Origin of the sequence: Pseudomonas sp. PLB05, assembly GCF_021106615.1 — a bacterium.
GTDB classification, from domain to species: Bacteria; Pseudomonadota; Gammaproteobacteria; order Pseudomonadales; family Pseudomonadaceae; genus Chryseomonas; species Chryseomonas benzopyrenica.
Map to the genome: position 1 here is coordinate 749,265 of NZ_JAJOHO010000002.1, position 25,419 is coordinate 774,683.

Below are 25,419 nucleotides of genomic sequence, written 5' to 3' on the forward strand. Positions count from 1 at the left end.
ATCGATCAAAAGCCTGCCGAGGACCGGTCCGATGGACGATAACCGCACCGCTCACGCCACGGGCCTGCCGCCGCTGGCCGCGCCGCCCATCATCGCCTCGCCGGCCAAGCGCATCGAAGCCTTCACCGGCGACCCCAACTTCATGACCTCCCTGGCCCGCGGCCTGGCGGTCATCCATGCCTTCCAGGAGCGCAAGCGCCAGCTGACCATCGCCCAGATCAGCCATCGCACCGAAATCCCTCGCGCCGCCGTGCGCCGCTGCCTGCATACCCTGATGAAGCTGGGCTACGTCACCACCGACGGCCGCACCTACTCGCTGCTGCCCAAGGTGCTGACCCTGGGGCACGCCTATCTGTCGTCGACGCCGCTGGCGGTCACCGCCCAGCCGGTGCTCGATCGCTTGAGCGAGCAACTGCACGAAGCCTGCTCCATGGCCACCCTGGAAGGCGACGAGATCCTCTACATCGCCCGCTCGGCCACGCCGCAGCGGCTGATTTCGGTGGACCTCAGCGTCGGCAGCCGGCTGCCGGCCTATTGCACCTCGATGGGCCGCATCCTGCTCGCCGCCCTGGACGATGCCGCCCTGCACGACTACCTGGAACACGCCGACCTCCAGGCCAAGACCAGCCGCACCCTCTATCAGCCGCCAGCGCTCATCGAGTGCCTGGGCCAGGTGCGCCAGCAGGGGTACGTGATCGTCGACCAGGAACTGGAGGTGGGCCTGAGATCCCTGGCGGTGCCCTTGCGCGACGCCGCCGGCCAGGTGCTGGCGGCACTCAACGTCGGCACCCATGCCAGTCGGGTCAGTCGCCAGGAGCTGGAGACGCGCTTCCTGCCGGTGCTGCTGGCGGCCAGCCAGGAATTGAGCACCCGGCTGTTTCACTAGCGAATCTGGTCGATTATCGGCCATATCGCCGATAATCGAATTGTCAGCTGTTCGGAGTTGGGCTTAACGTCGGCGCAGTGGCGCACTACGCCGATAACAACAACACGAGCAGACCACCATGACGCAAACCCTCGCGGGCGCCGTGCCCCTGGCCGATCATCCGGCCACGGCGACAGTCGGCACCCTGGACGTCCAGCAGTTCATCAATCGCCAGGCACTGTCCGCCTACCAGTGGCGCATCGTCGCCCTGTGCTTTCTCATCGTCTTTCTCGACGGCCTCGACACCGCGGCCATGGGCTTCATCGCCCCGGCGCTGTCGGTGGAGTGGGGCATCCCACGCGCCAGCCTGGGGCCGGTGATGAGCGCGGCCTTGGGCGGCATGGTCTTTGGCGCCCTGGGTTCCGGCCCGCTGGCCGATCGCTTCGGCCGCAAGGGCGTGCTGGTGGTCGCCACCTTCATCTTCGGCGGCTTCAGCCTGCTGTCGGCCTTCAGCGCCAACCTCGAACAGCTGGTGATCCTGAGATTTCTCACCGGCCTGGGCCTGGGCGCGGCCATGCCCAACGCCACCACGCTGCTCTCGGAATACACCCCCGAGCGCCTCAAGTCGCTGCTGGTGACCAGCATGTTCTGCGGCTTCAACCTGGGCATGGCCGGCGGCGGCTTCGTCTCGGCCTGGATGATCCCGGCCTACGGCTGGCACAGCCTGCTGGTGCTGGGCGGTGTGCTGCCCCTGGCGCTGGCCGTGGTGCTGCTGCTCTGGCTGCCGGAATCGGCGCGCTATCTGGTGGTGCACGGCAAGGGCGCCGAGCGCATCCGCCGGGTATTGGCGCCCATCGGTCGCGAGGCCGCCGAGGCGCGGCACTTCGTGGTGCCCGAGCAAAAGTCGGTCAAGACCGGCAACGTCTTCGCGGTGATCTTCAGCCGCAGCTACAGCGCCGGCACCCTGCTGCTGTGGCTGACCTATTTCATGGGCCTGGTGATCGTCTATCTGCTCACCAGCTGGCTGCCGACGCTGATGCGCGACGCCGGCGCCAGCCTGGAGCAGGCCGCGCTGATCGGCGCGCTGTTCCAGTTCGGCGGGGTGCTCAGCGCGGTCTTCGTCGGCTGGGCCATGGACAGATTCAATCCGCACAAGGTGATCGGCCTGTTCTATGTCCTGGCGGGCGTCTTCGCCTATTGCGTCGGCCAGAGCCTGGGCCAGGTCGCCCTGGTGGCCACCCTGGTGCTGGTGGCCGGCATGTGCATCAACGGCGCCCAGTCGGCCATGCCCTCGCTGGCGGCGCGCTACTACCCGACCCATGGCCGCGCCACTGGGGTGTCCTGGATGCTCGGCATCGGCCGCTTCGGCGCCATCACCGGCGCCTGGATGGGCGCGACCCTGCTGGGTCTGGGCTGGACCTTCACCCAGGTGCTCACCGCACTGCTTCTGCCCGCGGGTCTCGCGGCCCTGGCCGTGCTGATCAAGGGCGTGGTCAGCCACGCCGACGCGACCTAGCGTCGACGGCTTCCCCTTTGCCGGTGGCGGGCGCTAGGCGCAGGCGCTGCCACCGCGTAAAGTTGCACCCTTTGCTAGCTTCGCAGTCACCCGCCCTAGAGCCTGTCCATAATCTGCTACGCGTCGGCCAAACAGCGTTGAAAATCCCCTGGGTCGCCAGCCCGGTCGGAATGCTCATTTACTTTGCGTAAACTCGAGCGCGAGTCCGATCCGCTTCCTCAGGCCTTTTCGCCTTGTTTGGCTCTAGCTCGCGAGATTATGAACAGGCTCCTGGAGCGGGTGCAGACGTCCAAGGGGTTCCATGAAAGGTTTCGCTCGCCGCGGGCAGTGGGCTGTCCGGCTGGTAACGCTTATCGCTTGCTTTCTGATTGCTCCGGCCTTCGCCGAGACGCGCCAGGTCACTGACGTCCTCGGGCGCACGGTGACCATCGACGCGCCGGCCAAGCGCGTAGTGCTGGGCTTCCACTATGGCGACTACCTGGCGGTGGGGGGCGAGCATGCCTTCGACGCCGTGGTCGGTGTTTCCCGCGGCGCCTGGGAGCGCAAGGTGCCGGCCAACTGGGCGCTCAACGTCGCCCACCGGCCCTCCCTGGCCACCCTTCCCGATGTGGGGGAAACGGAAAACAATAGTTTTTCCGTGGAGAAGGTGCTCGCCCTCAAGCCGGACCTGGTGGTACTGGCCGCCTGGCAATTCCAGGCGCTGGACAGCGAGGTCAAGCGCCTCGAACAGCTCGGCATCCCGGTGGTGGCGATCGATTACAACGCCCAGACCCTGGAGCGCCACCTGGCCTCCACCCGCTTGCTCGGCGTCATCACCGGCCAGGAGGCACGGGCTAACGAGCTGGCCGACTTCTATGCCAAGGTGGTGCAGGACATCCAGACCCGCATCGCCGCGGCCCATCGGCCGAAACCGCGGGTCTACGCCGAATTCGGCAACAAGGGCCCGGCCGAGTACTCCTTCACCTATGGCCGCAACATGTGGGGCGCCATGGTCACCCTGGCCGGCGGCGACAACATCGCCGCGCCCTTCATCCAATGGTGGGGGGTGATGAATCCGGAGCAGGTGCTCATGGCCCAGCCGGAGGTCATCTTCATCTCCGGGCGCGAAGACAACAGCAATCCCACCGCCTTGCCCATGGGCCCCGGCGTGACCGCCGATGACGCCCGCAGCCATCTGCGCGCCTTCATGCAGCGACCGGGCTGGAGCAATCTGCCGGCGATCCGCGACGGGCGTCTCTATGGCGTCTACCAGGGTGCCTCGCGCAGCCTGGAAGACTTCGCCATGCTGCAGTTCATCGCCAAGCAGCTCTATCCGGATCTGTTCCAGGACATGGATCCCATGGCCAACTACCGTGAGTTCTACCGCCGCTACATGCCGATCCAGCCCCAGGGCACCTTCGCCATAGGCCTGAACCCATGAGCGCATCCTCACCCTCCAGCCACGCGGACGCCATCGCCGACCAGCGCGCCCGCGAGCGGCGGCGCTGGCGGGCCTGCGGGGTGTTTCTGCTGCTGACCCTGGCGGGTCTGGTGCTGGACATCGCCACCGGGCCCTCGCTGCTCTCGCCCCTGGAGGTGCTCAAGTCCCTGACCGGCCTCGGCGAGCGGCAGCCGATGACCGACGCCATCGTTCGCGACCTGCGCCTGCCGGTGGCGCTGATGGCCCTGGCGGTAGGCGCCGCTCTCGGCGCGGGCGGAGCGCAGATGCAGACGCTGCTCAACAATCCCATGGCCAGTCCCTACACCCTGGGCATGGCGGCTGCCGCCGGCTGTGGCGCGGCCCTCAGCCTGGCCCTGGGCAGCTTCGGCCTGGGCGCGCTGATCGGGGTGCCGCTGGGCGCCTTCGTCTTCGCCATGCTGGCGGCACTGTTCCTTTTCGCCCTGGCTTCGCTCAAGCGCACCGGCAGCGACACCATCATTCTCGGTGGCATCGCCCTGCTGTTCCTCTTCCAGTCATTGCTGTCGCTGGTGCAGTTCCTGTCCTCGCCGGAGCTTTCCCAGCAGATCCTCTTCTGGCTGTTCGGCAGCCTCGGTCGCGCCACCTGGACCACCCTGGCCATCGTTGCCGGGGTGACCCTGCTGTGCTGCATTCTGCTCTTGCGCGATGCCTGGAAACTGGCTGCCCTGCGCCTGGGCGAGGCGCGTGCCGAGAGCCTGGGCGTGGACATCCGCCGCCTGCGCCTCAAGGTGCTGATCCTGGTGGCGGTGATGACCGCCACGGCCACCAGCTTCGTCGGGGTGATCGGCTTCGTCGGTCTGGTCGCACCCCATATCGCCCGCTGGCAGGTGGGCGAGGATCAGCGCTTCCTGCTGCCACTGTCCGCCATCTGCGGCGCCCTGATGCTGTCCTTCGCCTCGGTGCTGTCCAAGTCCATCCTGCCCGGGGCGCTGTTTCCGGTGGGCATCGTCACCGCCATCGTCGGGGTGCCCTTCCTGCTCTGGCTCATCTTCGCCCCGCGCAGGTCCAGCCTATGATCCGCCTCCATGACCTCGCGCTGAAGCGCGGCGACCGCACCGTGATCTCCGGTTTGAGCACCGAGCTGCATCCCGGCCAGGTCCATGTGATCCTCGGCCCCAACGGCACCGGCAAGACCACCCTGCTGCGCGCCCTGGCCGGGGACCTGCCGCTGGCGGCGGGTCATATCGAGCGCGGCGAGCGGCGGCTGGTGGCGGGTGCTTCGTTGCGCGGCCAGCGTGATGGCTGGCGCCAGGGCGTGGCCTACATGCCCCAGGATTCCCAGGCCGAGGCGGCGCTGTCGGTGCTGGAGACGGTGGCCATGGGCAGCCTGGAACGACTGACCCTGCATCTGGACGATGAGCTGCTGGAACGGGCGCTGGGCAAGCTCGACGAGGTGGGGATCGGCCATCTGGCATCGCGCCAGCTGGGCGCCCTGAGTGGCGGTCAGCGGCAGCTGGTGTTCTTCGCCCAGGTGCTGATGCGCGAACCCGAGGTGATGCTGCTGGACGAACCGGTCAGTGCGCTGGATCTGCGGCACCAGATCAACCTGCTCGATCGGGTACGCCACGAGACCCGGCTGCACCAGCAGGTGACCGTGGTGGTGCTGCACGACCTCAACCTGGCCTGCCAGTACGCCGATTCGCTGCTGGTGCTGGTGAACGGTGGCCTACTGGCCGCCGGGCGACCCGCGGCCGTCGTCACCGCCGACCTGCTGGAGGCCACCTACGGCGTGGCGGTGGACATCCTGCAGGACCGCCAGGGCCGTCCGGTGGTCCAGCCGCTGACCGGCCAGGCCTTCAGCGAGGCCTGACCGCAGGGTTGCAGAGGGTGGGGCGTCAGAAGGTGTAGGTGAAACCGGCCTGCACCGTACGCGGCTCGCCCGGATAGCTGTAGGCGTTCCAGGAACTCTCGTCGTAGCCCTTGTTGAAGACGTTGCGCACGTCCAGGTTCAGCCGCAGGTGCTCGTCGACCTTGTAGAAGCTCAGCAGGTCGGTGACCGTGTAGCTGTCCATGGTGTAGTCGCTGGCAATTGTTTTCTGGCCTTCGCGTTCACCCACGTACTTGAGGTTGGCGCCCAGTCCCAGGCCGCGCAGCACGCCGTCATGGAATTCGTAGACGTTGAGCAGATTGACGGCATTGCGCGGGATATTGGTCAGGCGCGTGCCGCGGGCCAGGGTGTTGTCCTTGGTGACCTCGGCATCGGTGAAGGCGTAGCCGCCGAGGATGCGCCAGTTGGGCGTCAGGTCGCCGGTCACGTTGACCTCGAAGCCACGGCTGCGCACCTCGCCGGCGGCGATGTTGAAGTTTGTGTTGGCCGGGTCAGGGGTCAGGACGTTTTCCTTGACCGTATGGAAGATCGCCGTGTCGACGCTGAGGCGGCCGTCCAGTGCCGCCCACTTCATGCCCACTTCGTAGGCCTTGCCTTCCTCGGGATCGAAACCACCGCCTTGGAACGCTGCACCGGTGTTGGGCTTGAACGACTTGGATACGCTGGCGTACAGGGCCAGTTCCGGGGTGAGGTCGTAGCTGACGCCCAGGCGCGGGGTGACGGCGTTGTCGGCGTTGGACCAGCTCTGACCACCGGCGACGAAGTTGTCGTAATCGTGCTCGAAGCGCTCCAGGCGCACGCCACCCAGCACCTTGAAGCGCTCGGTGAGGGCGATCTGGTCCTGCACGAAGGCGGCCCAGGTCTTGAGGGTCTCGTGGTCATGGGTCGGCGTACGGGTCAAGGCCGGACGCGGCTGGCCGAGGACCGGATCGACCAGGTTGACCGGATAGGCGCTGACACTGCCTGGCGAGCGCTGGATGATCGACTGATAGTCATAGTCTTCCACCTCGATCCCGGTGATCAGGGTGTGACCCAGGCCAAAGGTGTCGAAGCGACCGGTCAGGTTCAGCTGCAGGTCGCGATCAGTCCACTCCAGCTTGCGGTAGTTGAAGTTGCGGCCCAGGGTCACGCCGTCGGCTTGCACGCCGTTGGCTTCCACGGCATTGCCCTTGAGGCTGCCGTCCAGGTACTGGAAACCACCCGCCAGGGTCCAGGCGTCGTTGAGCTGGTGCTCGAAGCGCAGCTGATAGGTCTCGCTGTCGCTGTGCAGCAGGTTGGTGGTGCCCTTTTCCCAGGCATTGGTGGAGCGACTGGCCTCGGCGCGCTGGGTCAGGTAGTTGGTGCGACCGCGATCCAGCGGGGCGTTGCTGCGGATGATGTCCGCTTCGAAGGTGATGAGGGTGGCGTCGGTGGCCTGCCAGCTCAGCACCGGCGCGACCTCGTAGCGTTCGTGCTCGACATCGTCGCGGAAGCTGTCGCCGCCTTCGGCGATCAGGTTGAGGCGATAGGCCAGGCGACCGTCTTCATCCACCGGGCCGGTGGTGTCCAGGGTGCCACGACGCAGCCCCTGGTCGGTGAACTGGCTGCCGAGGGTGGTCTTGCGCTCGCCCAGGGGCTGCTTGGTGACCACGTTGAAGGTGCCGCCTGGATCGCTACGGCCATAGAGGGTCGCCGCCGGGCCGCGCAGGACCTCGACTCGCTCCAGGGTGGCGGCATCCGGCGCACTGGGATAGCCGCGGTTCATGGGAAAGCCGTTGCGGAAATACTCGGAGCTGGTGAAGCCGCGCACCGTATAGCTGGTCAGGCCCTGGCCGCCGAAGTTGTTGCCACGGCCGACGCCGCCGGCCTGGTCCAGCGCCTGCTGCAGGCGGGTGGCGGAAAGATCGTCGAGGGCTTCGCGGGAGACCACGCTCACCGACTGGGGCGTCTCGTGCAACGGGGTGTCGGTGCGGGTGGCACTGCTGGAACGTTCCGCCTTGTAGCCCTGCACCGGCCCGGTGGGCGATTCGGCCGCGCCGACGATGGTGAGCTCGGAAAGGGCTTGGGGCGAATCTTCCGTCTGCTCTTGGGCATGACCAGTGAGGGGGAGGGCACAGAGGGGCAGCAGATAGAAGGCAGGAGCCAGCCGGCGCATTGTTGTTGTCCTGGGATTCGGGGAGGCGGATTCTAGAGCGCCTGACAAAGTGGATACAACTGCGAGTCGTTACCGCCTGAGACATATTTTCATCGGACTGGTCGGTTCGTGGGGGAACTTGTCTGCCGAAGGGCACGAAGGGTGAGTTGCAGAGGACGGTTGCCGGGCTTGCCGCAGCGGGCCTCGGGAGGCAACGTCGGCGCTTTTGCCGTAGCATGCCGCTCCTTTGCCGTCGTGATCGCCCATGAATACCGCCACCCTTGCCCGCCTTACCGACCTGCTCCTGGTCGCCCTCGATCCGCCCCCTGCCGAGGCGCGCCGACTGGTGCACGGCCGTGGCCGGTTGCTGCCGGGGCTGGAGCAGCTCACCGTCGACTGGCTGGAAGGCGTGGTCCGGGTGGGCCTGTTCCGCGAAGTGCCCGCGGTCGAGCTGGAGGCCCTGCGCACGACCCTGACGGCTCTGGGCGAGACCCCGATCTGGCGCGCCAGCGGCGCCCGTAGTCTGCTGCTGCAGCATCGCTATCGCCTGGATGCCGCCAGCGAGGCGCTGATCGGCGCGCCGGTGGGCGAGCACGTCATCCATGAAGACGGCCTGACGTTCGGCCTGGACCTCTCCCGTCACCAGAACATGGGGCTGTTCCTCGACATGCGCCTGGGCCGCCGCTGGGTGCGCGAGCAGGCCGCCGGTCTGCGAGTGCTCAATCTGTTCGCCTATACCTGTGGCTTCTCGGTGGCGGCCCTGGCCGGCGGGGCGGCCCAGGTGGTCAACCTGGACATGGCTCGCGGACCCCTGACCCGCGGTCGCGAGAATCACCGACTCAATGGCCATGACCTGGGCAAGGTCAGCTTTCTCGGCCACGAACTGTTCAAATCCTGGGGCAAGGTGCGCAAGCTGGGGCCCTATGATCTGGTGATCGTCGATCCGCCCAGCTTCCAGCAGGGCAGCTTCGCCCTGACCAAGGACTATGCGCGCATCCTGCGCCGGTTGCCGGAGCTGCTCACTCCTGGCGGGCGGGTGCTGGCCTGCGTCAACGATCCGGGTGTGGGGGCGGACTTCCTCATCGCCGGCATGGCCCAGGAAGCACCGGGGCTGGCCTTCGTCGAGCGCCTGGCCAATCCACCGGAATTCGCCGACGAGGACCCCGCGGGCGGCCTCAAGGTACTGGTCTTCGGACTGTCCTGAGCCTGGCGTTGCCGTGATACCCAGCGCCGATGAGGCAGGCACTGGCACAGGTACCGCAGGCACACATCGTTACGGCAATCCCTCCGCAGACCGCTCTCCACTGCCAGAGCCCCATCGCGCCGAGGAGCCGCCCAGGGCGCGCTTCTCAGGCTCTGCGGTGAGCCGCGAGCGCCCTATAAACGACCGTTTCGAAGTCCAGGTAACCCTTGACCGAAGGCGGATCGACGAAGGGCAGGATCTGCGTGGCCCAGAAGCCACCGATGCCGTTCTGCCGGTCGATCCAGTAGTAGAGGTTGGCCAGCCCGGCCCAGGCCAGGGAGCCGGCTGGGCGACCGGTCGGGGCATCGGTGTCGTTGATCATGAAGGTCAGTCCCCAGGACTTCGCCATGCCGGGAAAGAATTCGGCCGGGTTGGACAGGTGGGGAATGACACCGGGCAGGCCCCTGATCTTCAGCGCGCCGAGTCCGTTCGCCGCGGCCATCCGCACGGTCTCCGGCCTGAGCACCCGCCCGTCGGGGCCGTCGCCGTCCTTGAGCCACAGGCGGATGAACTTGGCGTAGTCCAGGGCCGTCGAGTAGAGGCCGTGCCCGCCCATGAAGACCTCCGGCTCCTGCGGTAGCACGAAGTCGTCGAGGGGAGCGAGTTGGCCGGTGGCGTCGCGCTGGTGCAGGGTGGCGAGCCTGTCGCGCATGTCGGCGGTAAGCACGAAGGCGGAATCATGCATCCTCAGGGGAGCGAAGATCCGCTCCGCGAAAACTTCGTCCAGGCGCCGGCCAGTGATGCTTTCCACGACCAGACCGGCCCAGTCGATGTTCGAGCCGTATTCCCATCGTTCGCCCGGATCGAAGAGCAGCGGCGTTTCCAGGGCGGCGCGGGTAGCGGTGATGACGCTGGGTTGGCCGTGCTCGGTGGCGAGGCGCTGGTAGTGCGCATTGAAGAAGTCGTAGCCAAAGCCTGCCGTGTGCAGCAACAGCATGCGGGTGGTGATGGCTCGCCGCGGCGCACGCAGGCGCGGTTGGCCATCGTCGGCAAAGCCTTCGAGCACCTGCAGCTTGCCGATGGCGGGCACATAGGTGCTGGCGGGCGCATCCAGGTCGAGCAGGCCCTGCTCCACCAGTTGCAGTACCGCGGTCCCGGTAATCGCCTTGGTAGTGGAGAAAATCGCGCACAGGCTGTCGGGCGCCATGAGGTCGGCACTGCCTAGGGTGCGCCTGCCGGCGGCGCCCACATAGAGATTGCCGTGCCGGTTGGCTACCACGGCGGCAACGCCGGGAACGCCTGAGGTGCTCTCGACTGCCCTGGCCAGGATCGCGTCCGCGGCCGTTTTGAGAGTGTCTGCCATCGTCTGATCTCGCTCTGGCGCTGGTTTACGCGCCCGGTCGGGCGCGCGTGGCGAGATCTTGCGATGACCGGGGTCCGGGGTGATATCCGGCCTCGGCAGGCGCTGTCTGCCATCGGCAGATAGCCGAGACGGTCAGGCGGTGCCGCGGCGCAGGGTGTCTGAAGGTCGCTCGCCGAAACGCAGGCGATAGCTGCGGGCGAACTCGCCCATGTTGATATAGCCCCAGGCCGCGGCGATGGCGGACACGCTGGCACCGGGTGGTGCGGCGCTCAAGACTCGGCGCGCCCCTTGTAGGCGTTGCTCGCGCAGGAAGGCGCTGGGTGGATAACCGCGAAAGCTCTTGAAGGCGGCACTCAGGGTGCGGGCGCTGGTGCCCACGGCGCGGGCGACATCGGCCATGGTGGGCAACTCGGCAGCATGCTCGATCATGAATTGCTCGGCGGCGCGGACCGTGCGCGGGGCCAGCCGGTGGCAGGGATCGTTCAGGTCCAAGCCGGCGCGCAAGGCCCACTCGTTGAGCAGGCGGACGCAGATGGTCTGCTCCAGATGTCGAGCGAGCGGCCCCTGGGTGAGCCGTTCCGGCGCCTCGGCGATGGAGCGGGCGACGTAATCCATCAGCCCCAGCCAGCTGGATTCCGCGCCGCCCAGACCTACCTTGGCCTGCCAGAGCGCATCGCCGGGATTGAAGCCGAACCAGTCGAGGGCGGTCCGCTCCAGTAATCCGTGGGGAATGGTCAGGTTGAATTGCAGATGGTCGGGATCGAAGTCGACCCAGTAATCGGTCCGACTGCAGTCGACGACGAAAGAGCTGCCCACTGGGGTTTCGACCGCCTGTTCGCGATCCACCCAGTGCCGCGCGGTCCCGCCGATGGTAGTGGCGACGAAGGCGTTGCCGGCGTCCTGGTCCCAATCCTTGATGTGTACCGGGATGCCATAGGCGAAGCGGGTGGCGGTGATGGCGCCGATCTTCGCCGAGTGCATCGTCGAGGCCGGGGCGATGTGGCGACCGATGGGCGCCACGTCGTAGGGCATGTACACCTCGCTCGACCAGGCCTTGATCTCGTCCCAGGCGTTGGAGAAGACCTTGTGGTGCTGGGCGATCGGCCGCCCTTGAGCATCGACGAGCAGTGCTTTCTCGAGCATGTCCTGTCTCCCTGCCGGCGTATTCGCCTACGGCGCAGTGGTTCGTTCGACTATAGGGCAGGGTTGCTGCGGTGTCGACAGGGACGAAAGGCTCTAGTCAGGCTATTAGCGCCGGGGCAAGCGTCGGTAAAGCTGCTCGACCTTTTCCCGCGCCCAGGGCGTGCGGCGCAGGAAGGTCAGGCTGGATTTGATACTGGGCTCATGGGTGAAGCAGCGCAGCGGGATGCGCCGACCGAGTTCTTCCCAGCCGTGATGCTCCACCAGGCGGGTGAGCAGGGCTTCGAGGGTGATGCCTTCGAGGGAGGCGCGGGGCTTATCGGACATCGGCTGGGCTCTGGATGAGGGGAGGGCAGTGTAGCCGCTGCAACAGCGCGCTGCGCGTCGAAGGGGTCGACAGCCCATAAAGCGATGCTGTTCGATAATCGAACCCTTAGTCGATTATCGGATTGTTTGCGCGGATGGGGCTTTGTAGTCTGACTCCAGACCGCCGCACCGGGCGGCGCCGACAACAAAGACGCGAGTCGACAATCCATGGCCCAGATCCTGTCCCTGAGCGAAGCCATCCAGCGCTTCGTCCACGATGGCGAGACCGTCGCCCTCGAAGGCTTCACCCATCTCATTCCGACCGCCGCCGCCCACGAGCTGATCCGCCAGAACCGGCGCGACCTGACCCTGGTGCGCATGACCCCCGACCTGGTCTATGACCTGCTGATCGGTGCCGGCTGTGCCAAGCGGCTGATCTTCTCCTGGGGCGGCAATCCCGGAGTCGGCTCGCTGCACCGGCTGCGCGATGCGGTGGAAAAAGGCTGGCCGCACCAGCTTGAGATTTCCGAGCACAGCCACGCGGCCCTGGCCAACGCCTATGTCGCCGGCGCCTCCAACCTGCCCTTCGCCGTCCTGCGCGGCTACCAGGGCTCGGACCTGGCCAAGGTCAATCCGGACATCAAGTTCATCGCCTGCCCCTTCACCGGCGAGCAGCTCGCCGCGGTACCCAGCGTGCGCCCCGACGTCACCGTCATCCATGCGCAGAAGGCCGACCGCCAGGGCAACGTGCTGATCCAGGGCATCCTCGGCGTGCAGAAGGAAGCGGCCCTGGCCGCCCAGCGCTGCATCGTCACCGTGGAGGAGATCGTCGACGACCTGCAGGCGCCGATGAACGCCTGCGTGCTGCCGACCTGGGCGCTCAGCGCCGTCTGTGTGGTCCCGGGCGGGGCGCATCCGTCCTATGCCCACGGCTACTACGAGCGGGACAACCGTTTCTACCAGGCCTGGGACCCGATCGCTCGCGACCGCGACACCTTTACCCAGTGGATCGACACCTACATCCGCGGTACCGCGGACTTCGCCGCCTTCCAGGCGAAGCTGGCTGCGGAGGCCTGAATCATGAGCGACTTCACCACCAATGAAATGATGACCGTGGCTGCGGCACGTCGCCTTGGCAATGGCAGCGTCTGCTTCGTCGGCATCGGCCTGCCATCCACCGCGGCGAATCTGGCACGCCTGACCCATGCGCCGGACGTGGTGCTGATCTACGAATCCGGCCCCATCGGTGCCAAGCCCTCGGTGCTGCCGCTGTCCATCGGCGACGGCGAGCTGGCCGAGACCGCCGACACCGTGGTGCCCACCGGCGAGATCTTCCGCTACTGGCTGCAGGGCGGACGCATCGACGTGGGCTTCCTCGGTGCGGCCCAGGTCGACCGCTTCGGCAACATCAACACCACGGTGATCGGCGACTACCACCAGCCCAAGGTGCGTCTGCCCGGCGCCGGCGGGGCCCCGGAAATCGCCGGCTCGGCCAAGGAGGTGCTGATCATCCTCAAGCAGTCGCACCGCAGCTTCGTCGACAAGCTGGCCTTCATCACCTCGGTGGGCTTCGGCGAGGGGGGCGATCACCGCCAACAGCTGGGCCTGCCGGGCAAGGGTCCGACCGCCATCATCACCGACCTCTGCATCATGGAGCCGGAAGCGGGCACCCACGAATTCGTGGTGACCGCCCTGCATCCGGGTGTGACCCGCGAACAGGTGGTGGCCGCCACCGGCTGGGCCATCCGTTTCGCCGACCAGGTCGCCACCACCGCAGCGCCGACGGCGACCGAACTCGACGCCCTGCGTGATCTGCAGGCCCGGACCAATGCCGCCCACGGCGGCCAGAAAGGAGCTGAGGAATGAGTCGCCCCGTCTATATCTGCGACGCCATTCGGACCCCCATCGGCCGGCTCAACGGCGGTCTCTCGGCGGTACGCGCCGACGACCTGGCGGCCATTCCGCTCAAGGCGCTGCAGGAGCGCAATCCCCAGGTGGACTGGACGGCGGTGGACGAAGTGTTCATGGGCTGTGCCAACCAGGCCGGGGAAGACAACCGCAACGTGGCGCGCATGGCGGTCTTGCTGTCGGGACTACCGGAAACGGTGCCGGGCGTGACCCTCAATCGCCTCTGCGCCTCGGGCATGGAAGCGGTGGGCCAGGCCTATCGCGCCATCGCTCTGGGCGAGATGGAGCTGGTGATCGCCGCCGGGGTGGAATCCATGACCCGCGCGCCCTATGTGATGGGCAAGGCCGACAGCGCCTTCGGCCGTGGCCAGAAGCTGGAAGACACCACCCTGGGCTGGCGCTTCGTCAATCCGGCGATGAAAGAGGCCTATGGCGTGGACAGCATGCCGGTCACCGGTGACAACGTCGCCGCCGACTATGGCGTCAGCCGCGCCGACCAGGACGCCTTCGGCCTGCGCAGCCAGCAGCGCGCCGCGGCGGCCCAGGAATCCGGCTACTACGCCGAGGAAATCGTCCCGGTGACCCTCAAGGGCAAGAAGGGCGACGTGGTGGTGGAGCGCGACGAGCATCCGCGTCCGGACACCACCGCCGAAGGCCTGGCCAAGCTCAAACCGGTCAACGGCCCGGACCGGACCGTGACTGCGGGCAACGCTTCCGGGCTCAACGACGGCGCCTCGGCGATCATCCTGGCCTCGGCGGAAGCCGTGCAGAAGCACGGCCTCACGCCCCGCGCCCGGGTACTGGGCATGGCCAGCGGCGGGGTGGCACCGCGCATCATGGGCGTCGGTCCGACCCCGGCGGTGCGCAAGCTGCTGCAGCAATTGGACCTGTCCATCGAGGCCTTCGACGTCATCGAACTCAACGAAGCCTTCGCCGCCCAGGGCCTGGCCGTCCTGCGCGAGCTGGGCGTGGCCGACGACAGCCCCAAGGTCAATCCCAATGGCGGCGCCATCGCCCTGGGTCATCCCCTGGGCATGAGCGGCAACCGCCTGGTGCTCACCGCGGTGCACCAACTGGAGAAGACCGGCGGCCGCCTGGGTCTCGCCACCATGTGCGTGGGCGTCGGCCAGGGGCTGGCGCTGGCGGTGGAGCGGGTGGACGGGATTTAACCTTTCGTCCTCGGCTACGCCCATCGCGGCCATGGGCCGCTCCTACAAGGCATCACGCTCTGTAGGAGCGCCCATGGCCGCGATTGAGGCTGAATGTGATCGCAGGGCCTCTGGCCTCATAAATCGTGCTAGCTGCACCCACCCCATGCCCACACCTACCTGTAACCGCGTGTGTCTCTCTTGGTCCGATGGCGGTAGGCTGTCCCCCGTCCGTCCATACCTATAATTAAGGATCTCCATGAGCACTCACCCGCATTACAGCTTCGAGGAGCGCAAGAAGCGCATCTTCGCCATCGTCGGCGCCTCGTCCGGCAACCTGGTGGAATGGTTCGACTTCTACGTCTACGCCTTCTGCTCCATCTATTTCGCCGCCGCCTTCTTCCCCAAGAGCGATCCCACCGTGCAGCTGCTCAGCACCGCCGGGGTGTTCGCCGCGGGCTTCCTCATGCGGCCCCTGGGCGGCTGGATCTTCGGGCGCGTCGCCGACAAGTATGGCCGGCGCACCTCCATGGTCATCTCCATCCTGATGATGGGCGCCGGCTCCCTGGCCATCGCCTGCCTGCCCACCTATGCCAGCATCGGCGTCGCGGCGCCGGCGCTGCTGCTGCTCGCGCGCCTGTTGCAAGGCATCTCGGTGGGCGGTGAATACGGCACCACCGCCACCTACATGAGCGAGGTGGCGCTGCGTGGCCAGCGCGGTTTCTTCGCTTCCTTCCAGTACGTCACCCTGATCGGCGGCCAACTCCTGGCCGTGCTGGTGGTGGTGATCCTGCAGCAGGTCCTGAGCGACGCCGATCTGCGCGCCTGGGGCTGGCGGATTCCCTTCCTGGTCGGTGCCGCCGCGGCGGTGATCTCGCTGTTCCTGCGTCGTTCGCTGGAAGAGACCACCACCGCCGAGACCCGCGCCAACAAGGAGGCCGGTACCCTGAGCGGCCTGTTCAAGCATCACAAGGCGGCCTTCTTCACCGTGCTCGGCTACACCGCCGGCGGCTCGCTGATCTTCTATACCTTCACCACCTACATGCAGAAGTACCTGGTCAACACCAGCGGCATGGACGCCAAGACCGCCAGCGCCGTGATGACCTGCGCCCTGCTGGTGTTCATGCTGATGCAACCGCTGTTCGGCATGCTCTCCGACCGCATCGGTCGGCGCGCCTCCATGCTGCTGTTCGGTGGCCTGGGCACGGTCTGCACCTGGCCGATCCTCACCGCCCTGGCCAGCGTCCAGAGTCCCTTCGTGGCCTTTCTGCTGATCTGCCTGGCCATGGCCATCATCAGCCTCTACACCTCCATCAGCGGCCTGGTGAAGGCGGAGATGTTCCCGCCGCAGGTGCGCGCCCTGGGCGTGGGCCTGTCCTATGCGGTGGCCAATGCGATCTTTGGCGGCTCGGCGGAATTCGTCGCCCTGAGCTTCAAGACCCAGGGGCACGAGGAAGTCTTCTACATCTATGTCTCGGTGATGCTGGCGGTGGCCTTCCTGGTCAGCCTGAGATTGCCGCGACAAGCCACCTACCTGCATCACGATCACTGAGTCCGAGGAATCCCCATGTCCAACCTGCTGTTCGACGCCTACTTCACCAGCGCCGCCATGCGCGCGGTGTTCTGTGACCACGGCCGACTACAGGGCATGCTGGACTTCGAGGCGGCCCTGGCGCGCGCCGAGGCGGCGGTGGGGGTGATCCCCCAAACGGCGGTGGCGCCCATCGCCGCCGCCTGCCGTGCCGAGCTATACGATGCCGCCGAACTGGCCCGGGCGGTGGTCAGCGCCGGCAATTCGGCCATTCCCCTGGTCAAGGCCCTGGGCCGGCAGATCGCCGCCCAGGACCCCGAGGCCGAGCGCCATCTGCACCGCGGTGCTACCAGCCAGGACGCCATGGACAGCGGCCTGGTCGTGCAGATCCGCCAGGCGCTGGACCTCTTGGACGCCGACCTGGCGCAACTGGCCGAGGCCCTGGCGCTCCAGGCCGAGCGCCATGCCGGTACCGTGCTGGCCGGCCGGACCTGGCTGCAGCACGCGACGCCCGTGACTCTGGGCATGAAGCTGGGCGGGGTGCTGGGCGCCATCACCCGTCACCGCCAGCGCCTGGCCGAACTGCGACCACGGGTGCTGGTGCTGCAATTTGGCGGCGCCTCGGGCAGCCTGGCCGCCCTGGGCGATGACGCCCTGCCGGTGGCCGAGGCTCTGGCCCGCGAGCTGGGCCTGAACCTGCCGGAGCAACCCTGGCATACCCAGCGCGACCGCCTGGTCGAGGTCGGCGCCTGGCTCGGCCTGGTGGCCGGCAGCCTGGGCAAGCTGGGCCGCGATCTGTCGCTGCTGATGCAGACCGAAGCTGCCGAGGTCTTCGAACCCTCGGCGCCGGGCAAGGGCGGTTCTTCCACCATGCCGCACAAACGTAATCCGGTGGGCGCGGCGGTGCTGATCGCCGCCGCCACCCGCGCGCCGGGTCTGGTCAGCACCCTGTTTTCCGCCATGCCTCAGGAGCACGAGCGCAGCCTGGGGCTCTGGCACGCCGAATGGGAGACCCTGCCGGAGCTGTTCTGCCTGGTCTCCGGCGCCCTGCACCAGGCCCAGGCCATCGTCGCCGGCCTTGAGGTCGATGCCGCGCGGATGCAGGCCAATCTGGAACTGACCCACGGCCTGGTGCTGGCCGAGGCGGTCAGCATCGCCTTGGCTGGGCGTCTGGGTCGCGAGGCCGCCCATCACCTGGTGGAGCAGAGCTGCAAGCGCGCCGCCCAGGAGGGGCGTCACCTGCGCCAGGTGCTCGGCGATACGCCGGAAGTGACCGCCGAACTCTCCAGCGCCGAACTGGATCGTCTGCTGGACCCGGCCCATTACCAAGGGCAGGCCCGCGCCTGGGTGACCCGCGCCCTGGCCGAACACCGCACCCTGCTTTCCAATCCCTAGACCAGAGGACTGCCTGATGCCCAGCGTACGTCTCGCCGATGGCGACCTGAACTACCGGCTGGAGGGCCCCGAGGGCGCCCCCGTGCTGATCCTGTCCAACTCCCTGGGCACCCACCTCGCCATGTGGGATGACCAGGCCGCGGCCTTCAGCGAGCGTTTTCGCCTGCTGCGCTACGACACCCGCGGCCACGGCGCCTCCCTGGTGACGCCCGGTCCCTATCGGATGGACGAGAACGGGCGCGACGTCCTGGCCCTGGCCGACGCCCTGGGCATCGACCAATTCGCCTTCTGCGGCCTGTCCATGGGCGGCTCCATCGGCCAGTGGCTGGGCATCAACGCGCCGGAGCGGGTCACCCGCCTGGTGCTGTGCAACACCGCCGCCAAGATCGGCACCCCCGAGGTGTGGAACACCCGCATCCAGACCGTGGAAGCCGGTGGCGAGCAGGCCATGCGCGACCTGCGCGACGCCTCCATCGGTCGCTGGTTCACCCCCGACTTCGCCAGCGTCGAGCCGGAACGGGTCGACCGCATCGTCGCCATGCTCGCCGGGACCTCGCCCCAGGGTTATGCGGCCAACTGCGCGGCGGTGCGCGATGCCGACTTCCGCGAGGTGCTGGATGCCATCCGTGCGCCGACGCTGATCGTCGCCGGCAGCCACGACGCCGTGACCACCCCGGCCGACGGGCGCTTCCTGCAGGAGCGCATTCCCGGCGCCGAGTACGTCGAGTTTCCCGCCGCCCACCTGTCCAACGTGCAGATGGGCGCTGCCTTTACCCAGCGCGTGCTGGCCTTCCTGAGCGCCTGAAGGAGTCGATCTTGGACGAAAGAGAACGTTATGAAGCCGGCATGCAGGTCCGCCGCGCCGTGCTGGGCGACGCCCATGTCGATCGCAGCCTGGAAAAGCTGACCCCCTTCAACGAAGAATTCCAGGAGATGATCACCCGCCACGCCTGGGGCGACATCTGGACCCGCCCGGGCCTGCCGCGGCACACCCGCAGCCTGATCACCATCGCCATGCTGATCGGCATGAACCGCGAAGGCGAACTGCGCCTGCACCTGCGCGCCGCGCGCAGCAACGGCGTGACGCGGGAGGAGATCAAGGAGCTGATCATGCAGAGCGCCATCTACTGCGGCATCCCGGCGGCCAATGCCACCTTCCACCTGGCGGAGGCGGTGTGGGATGAGTTGGGGGTGGAGTCGCTGGAGGGGTGAGTTTTCCCTCAGTCGCCCCCTTGAATGGCGCCCGCTGGAGTGATCCGGTGGGCGTCGTTGTTTGTGGGGCGGGCGTAGGACGTAGGTTGGGTTGAGCGAAGCGAAGCCTAACGCCTGTGCTATTGGGTGCCAGGGCTGGTTATCGAGTGCTTTGAAGGTTCTTGTTTCGCCCACCCGGGCGACTCACTTTTTGCAGTCGCCAAAAAAGTAAGCAAAAACGCTTGCCCCGACCATCCGGCCCTGCGCTGCGCTCCGGGTCCGCTCACGCCAGCGCCGTTCCGGGGTCGGTCCAGATGGGCCGTCCCTGGCCCACTGGACCTCTCGCCGCATCCCTGCGGCTCGACCCACTCCACGACGCTGGCGTTCGCCCTGCTGAACGGGGCGATTCACGCGCCTGATGCTTTGGGTGCAAACCGGTAGGGTGGACAACGGCGAAGCCTTGTCCACGTGTTAAGCGTTACTCCGTAAGTGGAAAACGTTACGCGGTTTTCCACGCTACGAATCGCTCTGGGTTCTCCCTAAAAATACGAAGTATCAGGCTGGCGTCCCGCCCCGTCAGTGAGGCCGAGTGCAGGTGTCGCGGAGGGGGATGCGAGGCAGGACGCCGAGCAAGGCGCGAGGGGCAGGAGGCCCCTTCGTGCCGTGCCCCCGGAGCGGCGCCGAAACGTGGGGCAAGCGTTTTTGGTTACTTTTTTGGCGCATGCAAAAAGTAACTCGCCCGGGTGGGCGAAACAAAAACTCTCCAAGCGCTCAATAAGTAGCCATGGCACCTACTAAACAAGTGTGAGGCCCTGCAACGTTGGGCTTCGCTAACGCTCAACCCAACCTACGAAAGCAGCCCCCAGCCCAAGCCAGGGGCTGCAGGCTTGTTACTTGGCCACTACCCGCGTGATCCGATCCCCCTCGGCATCATCCTGCCCCTTGGCCTTGTTCACCGCGTAGACCACTCCCTTGGCGTCCACCACCGCATGGTTGGGATAGGTGCCCAGCTCCAGATTGGCTTTGATGGTGCCGTCCGGGTCGACCACGGTCAGGGTGCCGGCGCCGCGGTTGGTGACGTAGGCCAGGCGCTTGACCGGGTCGAAGGCCACATTCAGCGCTCCGGCGCCGGTGGTGACGTTGTGCAGGGTCTTGCCGGTCTTGGCGTCGACGATCAGCAGGTTGTCGCTGCCCTGGGCAGTGATGAACAGGCGATCGGTCTGGGGATCGTGGGCCACGCCCATGGGGGTCTTGGCGCCCTGGAGCGGGAAGACCTTCTCGACCTGCTCGGTCTTGGCGTCGATCACCGCGGCTTCGTTGGTCTTCAGGCTGACGGCGTAGAGCTTGTGCACCGCCGGGTCCAGGTGCATGCCGATCACGGCGAACCGCTCGCCGCGCACGCCCGATTCGATGGTGATGTGCTTGCGCACGGCCGGGGTCTTGGCGTCGAAGCTGACGATGTCCGGGGTCATGGCCGCTGAGGCGAAGGCGCGGTCGAGCTTCTCGTCGACCACCACGGTGTGGGCATGGGGCACGAGGCCGGATTCGAATTGCTTGACCAGGCCCAGGTCGCTCTGGCGATAGACCGCCACGGTGTTCTGCCGGGTGTTGGTGGTCCAGACGTTGCCATTGCGATCGTCCACGCCCACGCCGTAGACGGCGTAGACACCGGCATCGCTGCCCGGCGCGGCGGCCGGGGTGATCTGGCGCTGGATGGACAGGTCCTTGGGATCGAGCTTGAGCAGTTGCGAGACCTTGACCGGCGGGCGGCCCACGGCCGAGGTGACGAACAGGGCGCCGGTCTTGGCGCTGATGTCCACCTGGTAGAGGCCCGGGACCAGTTTGACCGCGGTGAGGCTATAGGCGTCGGCGCCGGATAGTGGCACCACCGGCGAGACCTTGAGCGGGAAGACCGCAGCACCCGAAGGCTGGGCGGTGCTGATGACGATAGGGTGCTGGCCGGGGGCGGCGTCTTCGGGGATGCGCAAGGTCGCCTTGAAGGTGCCCTGGGCGTCAGCCACATAGGCGGCGTCGGGGTTGAGCGCCACGCCGCCGCGGGACAGGGCGATCTGCTGACCGGGGGTGAAGCCGCGACCGTCCAGCGCCACCTCGCTGCCGGCCAGGATGGCGGTGCCGGTGACAGGGCTGGCCTTGATCTCGCCATGGTAGTCCGGATCGGGGGCTTCGAAGCTGGAGCGCGCCTGGGCGGTTTGGCCGCCCAGCGCCAGCAGACCGGCCAGCAGGGTGACGGAAAAGACGCGCCGGCCCTTGGCCGAAGACGCTAGAGCGATGTTCATCAGGGATTCCTTGTAGCGGCGATCAAGATACCCGCGCCAGAGCGCCGGGCGGCAGAGGCCCTCCTGGGCTAGACCATGTTAAGGCGAAAGCGAAATACCTGCATTTAGATTTGCAGGTTTTACGCGTGCTCGGCATCCGGGGTACCGAGCGGGCGCTGCATCAGGCAGGCGCCGGCGCCATAGCCGGCCAGCTTGGCCTTGAGCGCGGCGTCGGCCGGGACCGGTTGATAGTGGTGGCGTTGCCAGTAGCCGATGGCGTTGGACAGCGACACCAGCCGCCCCTGGCGCAGGCGAGCGCGTCGGGCCTGGCCCTTGGCGTGACGATAGAGACGCCCCGCCACGCCCTGACCTTGGGCCTCGGGATGCACGGCGCAGTCGTGCAGGAACCAGGTCGAGGCCGCGCCTGGCAATTGCTTGAGAGGAGCACCCAGTACCGGCGGCAGGCCGTCGTCCCAGGGATAGGCGATCAGATAGCCACGCAGGCGATCCTCGGCATCGGTCGCCACCCAGCAGTGTTCCGGGGCGAGTTCCAGGCGATTGGCGTAGAAGGCGTGGTCTTCGAGCAGGTCGGCGGGGTAGTTGGCCGCCTGGATGTCGAGAACGGCCGGGATGTCGGCAGGGCGCAGCGGGCGTATCGAAGGCATGACGATGAGGGGAAAAGGTCCGGCCGGGCAGTATGGTCACTGCCCGGCCGGGAGGCAAATGCCCCGGAGCCGTGGGTGGTGAGTCCCCTTGGCAAGCCTGCGCCCAGGCTGTGGGGGACTGGATTCCACCGACGACCTTGGCATGTCTGGCGCCGCCTCTGGCTTCAAGCCTTGGCGATCAGTCGCGAATTACGCTCGTTGCGGAATTGCAGGTCCTCGATCCGCTGGGTCGCGGTCTCGGCTTCCTGGCGGGCGGCGAGGATGAGGTCGTGGTGCGGTGACTTGGCGCAGACCGGATCAGCGTTGCGTGCATCGCCGGTGAGCATGAAGGCCTGGCAGCGGCAGCCGCCGTAGTCCTTTTCCTTTTCGTCGCAGGAGCGGCAGGGCTCGGGCATCCAGTCGTAGCCGCGGTAGACGTTGAAGCCGAAGGAGTCGTACCAGATATGCCTGAGGTCATTCTCCTTCACGTTCGGGAAGGCGATGGGCATCTGCCGGGCGCCGTGGCAGGGCAGGGCGGTGCCGTCCGGCGTGATGGTCAGGAACAGCTTGGCCCAGCCATCCATGCAGGCCTTGGGGCGCTCTTCGTAGTAGTCCGGGGTAACGAAGATCAGCTTGCAGGGATGATTCTCGGCCTTGAGGCGCGCGCGGTACTCGTTGGTTATGCGTTCGGCGCGCTCCAGCTGGGCCCTGGTCGGAAGGAGACCGGCGCGATTGCGCTCGGCCCAGCCATAGAACTGGCAGGTGGCGAGCTCGACGAAGTCGGCTTCCAGCGCCAGGCAGAGGTCGATGATCTGGTCGATGCGATCGATGTTGTGCCTGTGGGTGACGAAGTTGAGCACCATCGGGTAGCCATGGGCCTTGACGGCCTTGGCCATGGCCAGCTTCTGGGCGAAGGCCTTCTTCGAGCCGGCCAGCAGGTTGTTCACCTGTTCGTCGCTCGCCTGGAAGCTGATCTGGATATGGTCCAGGCCGGCCTCCTTGAATTCGGCGATGCGCGCCTCGGTGAGGCCGATGCCGGAGGTGATGAGGTTGGTGTAGTAGCCCAGCCGGCGCGCCTCGCGGATCAGCTCGGCGAGGTCCTGGCGCACCAGGGGTTCGCCCCCGGAGAAGCCGATCTGGGCCGCGCCCATCTCCCGTGCCTCGGCCATGACCTTGAACCACTGCGCGGTGGTCAGTTCGCGACCCTGGGCGGCGAAGTCCAGGGGATTGGAGCAATAGGGGCACTGCAGCGGACAGCGATAGGTGACCTCGGCCAGCAACCACAGCGGCAGGCCGACATTCGGCTTGGCTATGACCGGCGGCTGCGGGAGTTGCATGGGCACTCCAGGCAGCGACGTATCAGCCGAGCAGGAGCCAGTGCTCTGCACGAGCGACCTCCATGAATTGTTCGACGTCGGCGCCCAGTTCGGGGACGCCGGGGAAGCGTTCGTCGAGGGCTTCGATGATGGCGGCCACGTCACGCTGGCCGTCGATCAGCCCGCCGATGGCGGCGGCGCTGTCGTTGAGCTTGATCATGCCCTCGGGATAGAGCAGCACATGGGCGTCCTGCGCCGGCTCGAACTGGAAGCGGTAGCCGGGACGCCAGCGCGGCACCTGGGTGCGGTCGAAGCTCATAGGTCGATTCCTCGATGCCAGCGGCGCTCGCTGGTGATGCTGTGGTAGGGCGGGCGATGCAGTTCATAGGCCATGCTCATGGCGTCGAGCATGCTCCAGAGGATGTCCAGCTTGAACTGCAGGATCTCCAGCATGCGCTGCTGGGATTCCCAGGTGGTGTAGTGCTGCAGGGTGATCTGCAGGCCGTGCTCGACGTCGCGCCGCGCCTGGCCCAGGCGGGTGCGGAAGTATTCGTAGCCGGCCGGATCGATCCAGGGGTAGTGCTGTGGCCAGGCGTCCAGCCGCGACTGGTGGATCTGCGGCGCGAACAGCTCGGTCAGGGAGCTGCTGGCGGCCTCCTGCCAGGAGGCGCGGCGGGCGAAGTTGACGTAGGCGTCCACCGCGAAGCGTACCCCGGGCAGCACCAGTTCCTGGGAGAGCACCTGCTCGCGATCCAGGCCGGTGGCCTCGGCCAGGCGCAGCCAGGCCTCGATGCCGCCTTCGCTGCCGGGCTCGCCGTCGTGGTCGAGGATGCGCTGCACCCACTCCCGGCGGATCTCGCGGTCCGGGCAGTTGGCCAGGATGGCGGCGTCCTTGAGCGGGATGTTGACCTGGTAGTAGAAGCGATTGGCTACCCAGCCCTGGATCTGCTCGCGACTGGCGCGACCCTGGTACATGGCCACGTGATAGGGGTGGTGGATGTGGTAGAGGTCGCCCTTGGCGCGCAGGGCGGCTTCGAATTCGGCGGGCGTGAGGGCGTTGGGCATGGCGTTCACAACTCGATGGACATCCCGTCCCAAGCGACTTCCACGCCCTGGCGCGCGACGATGGCGCACTCGGGGGAGTCTTCGTCCAGGATCGGATTGGTGTTGTTGATGTGGATCAGCACCTTGCGCTGGCGCTCGAAGCCGGCCAGCACCTCCAGCATGCCGCCAGGACCGCTCTGCGGCAGGTGGCCCATCTCGGTGCCGGTACGGGTGCCCACGCCGCGACGCTGCATCTCGTCATCGGTCCAGAGGGTGCCGTCCACCAGCAGGCAATCGGCCTGGCCCATCAGCTCCAACAGGGCGGCGTCCGGCTGACCGAGGCCCGGGGCATAGAACAGCTTGCCGCCGGTGTGTCTGTCATGGACCAGCAGGCCCAGGTTGTCGCCGGGGTGCGGATCGTGGCGATGGGGCGAATAGGGCGGTGCGGCGCTGCGCAACGGGAAGGGCGTGAATTCAAGGTTCGGGCAAGCCGGGATGGTGAAGCTGCCGCTCAGGGCGATGGGCTGCCAGCTGAGCCCGCCATTCCAGTGTTCGAGCATGTTGAACAGCGGAAAGCCGGTGGTGAGGTCCTGATGGACCATCTCGGTGCACCAGACCTCATGGGGGCAGCCTTCGCGCAGGCTGAGCAGGCCGGTGGTGTGGTCGATCTGGCTGTCCAGCAGGACGATGGCGCGGATGCCGGTGTCACGCAGGGCCCGCGCCGGTTGCAGCGGGGCGAAACCGGCCAGCTGGGCGCGGATGTCGGGCGAGGCGTTGCACAGGATCCAGTTCACCCCGTCGTCGGACAGGGCGATGGAAGACTGGGTGCGGGCCTGGGCCCTGAGGGTGCCCTTGCGGAAGCCGTCGCAATTGGGGCAATTGCAGTTCCACTGGGGAAAGCCGCCGCCGGCGGCGGAGCCGAGAATCTGGATATGCATGGGAAAGGTCGAACCTGAAAAAAGTACGCCCCGGCGGACCGGGGCGTGGGGCGCATCAACGGTTGGCGAAGTACATGGTGACTTCGAAGCCGATGCGCAGGTCAGTGTAGGCAGGCTTGGTCCACATGGGAGGTCTCCTCTTTGACTGCGAAAGCCGGATGGATCCGGTCGCTGAGTTTAACAAATGTTACCTAGCTAAGGGTTTTTGCCGTGACGAATCGCCGGCGGTCCGGCGGACATAACTGTCTTACCGAT

Annotated in this window: 24 protein-coding genes; 13 read left to right on the forward strand and 11 right to left on the reverse strand. The window is 67.0% G+C overall.

Translation table 11 applies throughout. The features are described from left to right. Positions 1-31: 31 nt before the first annotated feature. From LRS53_RS10150 to LRS53_RS10170, 5 genes are all read left to right on the forward strand, one after another. The gene (locus LRS53_RS10150; RefSeq protein ID WP_068383265.1) at positions 32-886 is read left to right on the forward strand and encodes an IclR family transcriptional regulator domain-containing protein; all 855 of its coding nucleotides are present in this window, start codon (positions 32-34) and stop codon (positions 884-886) included. 118 nt (positions 887-1,004) lie between these two features. Continuing rightward, positions 1,005-2,381, forward strand: coding sequence for an MFS transporter (locus LRS53_RS10155; protein ID WP_231355782.1), 1,377 nt, complete (start codon positions 1,005-1,007; stop codon positions 2,379-2,381). A gap of 301 nt (positions 2,382-2,682) precedes the next feature. Then, entirely contained in the window at positions 2,683-3,801 is a 1,119-nt protein-coding gene (locus LRS53_RS10160) for an ABC transporter substrate-binding protein (protein ID WP_231355783.1), read from the forward strand. Then, positions 3,798-4,856, forward strand: coding sequence for a FecCD family ABC transporter permease (locus tag LRS53_RS10165; RefSeq protein ID WP_017642955.1), 1,059 nt, complete (start codon positions 3,798-3,800; stop codon positions 4,854-4,856). Before LRS53_RS10160 ends, LRS53_RS10165 begins: the two co-directional genes overlap by 4 nt. After that, the gene (locus tag LRS53_RS10170; protein ID WP_231355784.1) at positions 4,853-5,650 is read left to right on the forward strand and encodes an ABC transporter ATP-binding protein; all 798 of its coding nucleotides are present in this window, start codon (positions 4,853-4,855) and stop codon (positions 5,648-5,650) included. Before LRS53_RS10165 ends, LRS53_RS10170 begins: the two co-directional genes overlap by 4 nt. Before the next feature lie 25 nt (positions 5,651-5,675). Here the strand turns inward: LRS53_RS10170 and LRS53_RS10175 are convergent, their stop codons facing one another. Further along, the gene (locus LRS53_RS10175; RefSeq protein WP_231355785.1) at positions 5,676-7,802 is read right to left on the reverse strand and encodes a TonB-dependent siderophore receptor; all 2,127 of its coding nucleotides are present in this window, start codon (positions 7,800-7,802) and stop codon (positions 5,676-5,678) included. 244 nt (positions 7,803-8,046) lie between these two features. On the opposite strand from LRS53_RS10175, the gene LRS53_RS10180 reads away from it, so the two are divergent. Then, a complete protein-coding gene (locus LRS53_RS10180) occupies positions 8,047-8,985 on the forward strand; it encodes a class I SAM-dependent methyltransferase (RefSeq protein ID WP_231355786.1) in 939 nt (312 codons plus the stop codon). 145 nt (positions 8,986-9,130) lie between these two features. Here LRS53_RS10180 and LRS53_RS10185 read toward each other — a convergent pair whose 3' ends face one another. From LRS53_RS10185 to LRS53_RS10195, 3 genes are all read right to left on the reverse strand, one after another. After that, positions 9,131-10,327: a serine hydrolase domain-containing protein gene (locus LRS53_RS10185; protein ID WP_231355787.1), complete on the reverse strand. Its 1,197-nt coding sequence runs from the start codon at positions 10,325-10,327 to the stop codon at positions 9,131-9,133. 132 nt (positions 10,328-10,459) lie between these two features. Further along, positions 10,460-11,470, reverse strand: a complete 1,011-nt coding sequence (locus tag LRS53_RS10190) for an AraC family transcriptional regulator (protein WP_231355788.1) — start codon at positions 11,468-11,470, stop codon at positions 10,460-10,462. 105 nt (positions 11,471-11,575) lie between these two features. After that, positions 11,576-11,794 (reverse strand): VF530 family DNA-binding protein, encoded by a 219-nt coding sequence (locus LRS53_RS10195; RefSeq protein ID WP_017642961.1) that lies wholly within the window; start codon positions 11,792-11,794, stop codon positions 11,576-11,578. Positions 11,795-12,001: 207 nt separating this feature from the next. Here LRS53_RS10195 and LRS53_RS10200 point away from each other — a divergent pair, with 207 nt between their 5' ends. The 7 genes from LRS53_RS10200 (at position 12,002) to pcaC (ending at position 18,967) form a co-directional block, all read left to right on the forward strand. Continuing rightward, positions 12,002-12,850, forward strand: a complete 849-nt coding sequence (locus LRS53_RS10200; protein ID WP_231355789.1) for a CoA transferase subunit A — start codon at positions 12,002-12,004, stop codon at positions 12,848-12,850. Between the two features lie 3 nt (positions 12,851-12,853). Further along, positions 12,854-13,639 carry a CoA-transferase subunit beta gene (locus LRS53_RS10205; protein WP_017642963.1) on the forward strand — a complete coding sequence of 262 codons (786 nt, stop codon included), beginning with the start codon at positions 12,854-12,856 and terminating at the stop codon, positions 13,637-13,639. Beyond that, on the forward strand, positions 13,636-14,850 hold the full coding sequence (pcaF, locus tag LRS53_RS10210; protein WP_231355790.1) for a 3-oxoadipyl-CoA thiolase: 1,215 nt from the start codon (positions 13,636-13,638) through the stop codon (positions 14,848-14,850). Before LRS53_RS10205 ends, pcaF begins: the two co-directional genes overlap by 4 nt. A gap of 238 nt (positions 14,851-15,088) precedes the next feature. Further along, positions 15,089-16,381 carry an MFS family transporter gene (locus LRS53_RS10215; RefSeq protein WP_231355791.1) on the forward strand — a complete coding sequence of 431 codons (1,293 nt, stop codon included), beginning with the start codon at positions 15,089-15,091 and terminating at the stop codon, positions 16,379-16,381. 15 nt (positions 16,382-16,396) lie between these two features. Continuing rightward, complete coding sequence (locus LRS53_RS10220; protein WP_231355792.1) at positions 16,397-17,755, forward strand: 3-carboxy-cis,cis-muconate cycloisomerase; 1,359 nt, start codon at positions 16,397-16,399, stop codon at positions 17,753-17,755. 16 nt (positions 17,756-17,771) lie between these two features. Continuing rightward, positions 17,772-18,560: a 3-oxoadipate enol-lactonase gene (gene pcaD, locus LRS53_RS10225; RefSeq protein ID WP_231355793.1), complete on the forward strand. Its 789-nt coding sequence runs from the start codon at positions 17,772-17,774 to the stop codon at positions 18,558-18,560. A gap of 11 nt (positions 18,561-18,571) precedes the next feature. Beyond that, on the forward strand, positions 18,572-18,967 hold the full coding sequence (gene pcaC, locus LRS53_RS10230; RefSeq protein WP_017642968.1) for a 4-carboxymuconolactone decarboxylase: 396 nt from the start codon (positions 18,572-18,574) through the stop codon (positions 18,965-18,967). Positions 18,968-19,836: 869 nt separating this feature from the next. Here the strand turns inward: pcaC and LRS53_RS10235 are convergent. The 7 genes from LRS53_RS10235 to pqqA all read right to left on the reverse strand — a co-directional run bounded on the left by LRS53_RS10235 (position 19,837) and on the right by pqqA (position 25,291). Continuing rightward, the gene (locus tag LRS53_RS10235) at positions 19,837-21,243 is read right to left on the reverse strand and encodes a YncE family protein (protein WP_231355794.1); all 1,407 of its coding nucleotides are present in this window, start codon (positions 21,241-21,243) and stop codon (positions 19,837-19,839) included. Between the two features lie 119 nt (positions 21,244-21,362). Beyond that, on the reverse strand, positions 21,363-21,887 hold the full coding sequence (locus LRS53_RS10240) for a GNAT family N-acetyltransferase (protein WP_231355795.1): 525 nt from the start codon (positions 21,885-21,887) through the stop codon (positions 21,363-21,365). 164 nt (positions 21,888-22,051) lie between these two features. Then, a complete protein-coding gene (pqqE, locus tag LRS53_RS10245; RefSeq protein WP_231355796.1) occupies positions 22,052-23,203 on the reverse strand; it encodes a pyrroloquinoline quinone biosynthesis protein PqqE in 1,152 nt (383 codons plus the stop codon). A 22-nt stretch (positions 23,204-23,225) separates the two neighbouring features. Further along, complete coding sequence (pqqD, locus tag LRS53_RS10250) at positions 23,226-23,501, reverse strand: pyrroloquinoline quinone biosynthesis peptide chaperone PqqD (protein ID WP_133862265.1); 276 nt, start codon at positions 23,499-23,501, stop codon at positions 23,226-23,228. Beyond that, complete coding sequence (gene pqqC, locus LRS53_RS10255) at positions 23,498-24,247, reverse strand: pyrroloquinoline-quinone synthase PqqC (protein WP_231355797.1); 750 nt, start codon at positions 24,245-24,247, stop codon at positions 23,498-23,500. Before pqqC ends, pqqD begins: the two co-directional genes overlap by 4 nt. A 5-nt stretch (positions 24,248-24,252) precedes the next feature. Further along, positions 24,253-25,164: a pyrroloquinoline quinone biosynthesis protein PqqB gene (pqqB, locus tag LRS53_RS10260; protein ID WP_231355798.1), complete on the reverse strand. Its 912-nt coding sequence runs from the start codon at positions 25,162-25,164 to the stop codon at positions 24,253-24,255. A 55-nt stretch (positions 25,165-25,219) separates the two neighbouring features. Beyond that, entirely contained in the window at positions 25,220-25,291 is a 72-nt protein-coding gene (gene pqqA, locus LRS53_RS10265) for a pyrroloquinoline quinone precursor peptide PqqA (protein WP_003243383.1), read from the reverse strand. Positions 25,292-25,419: the final 128 nt, after the last annotated feature.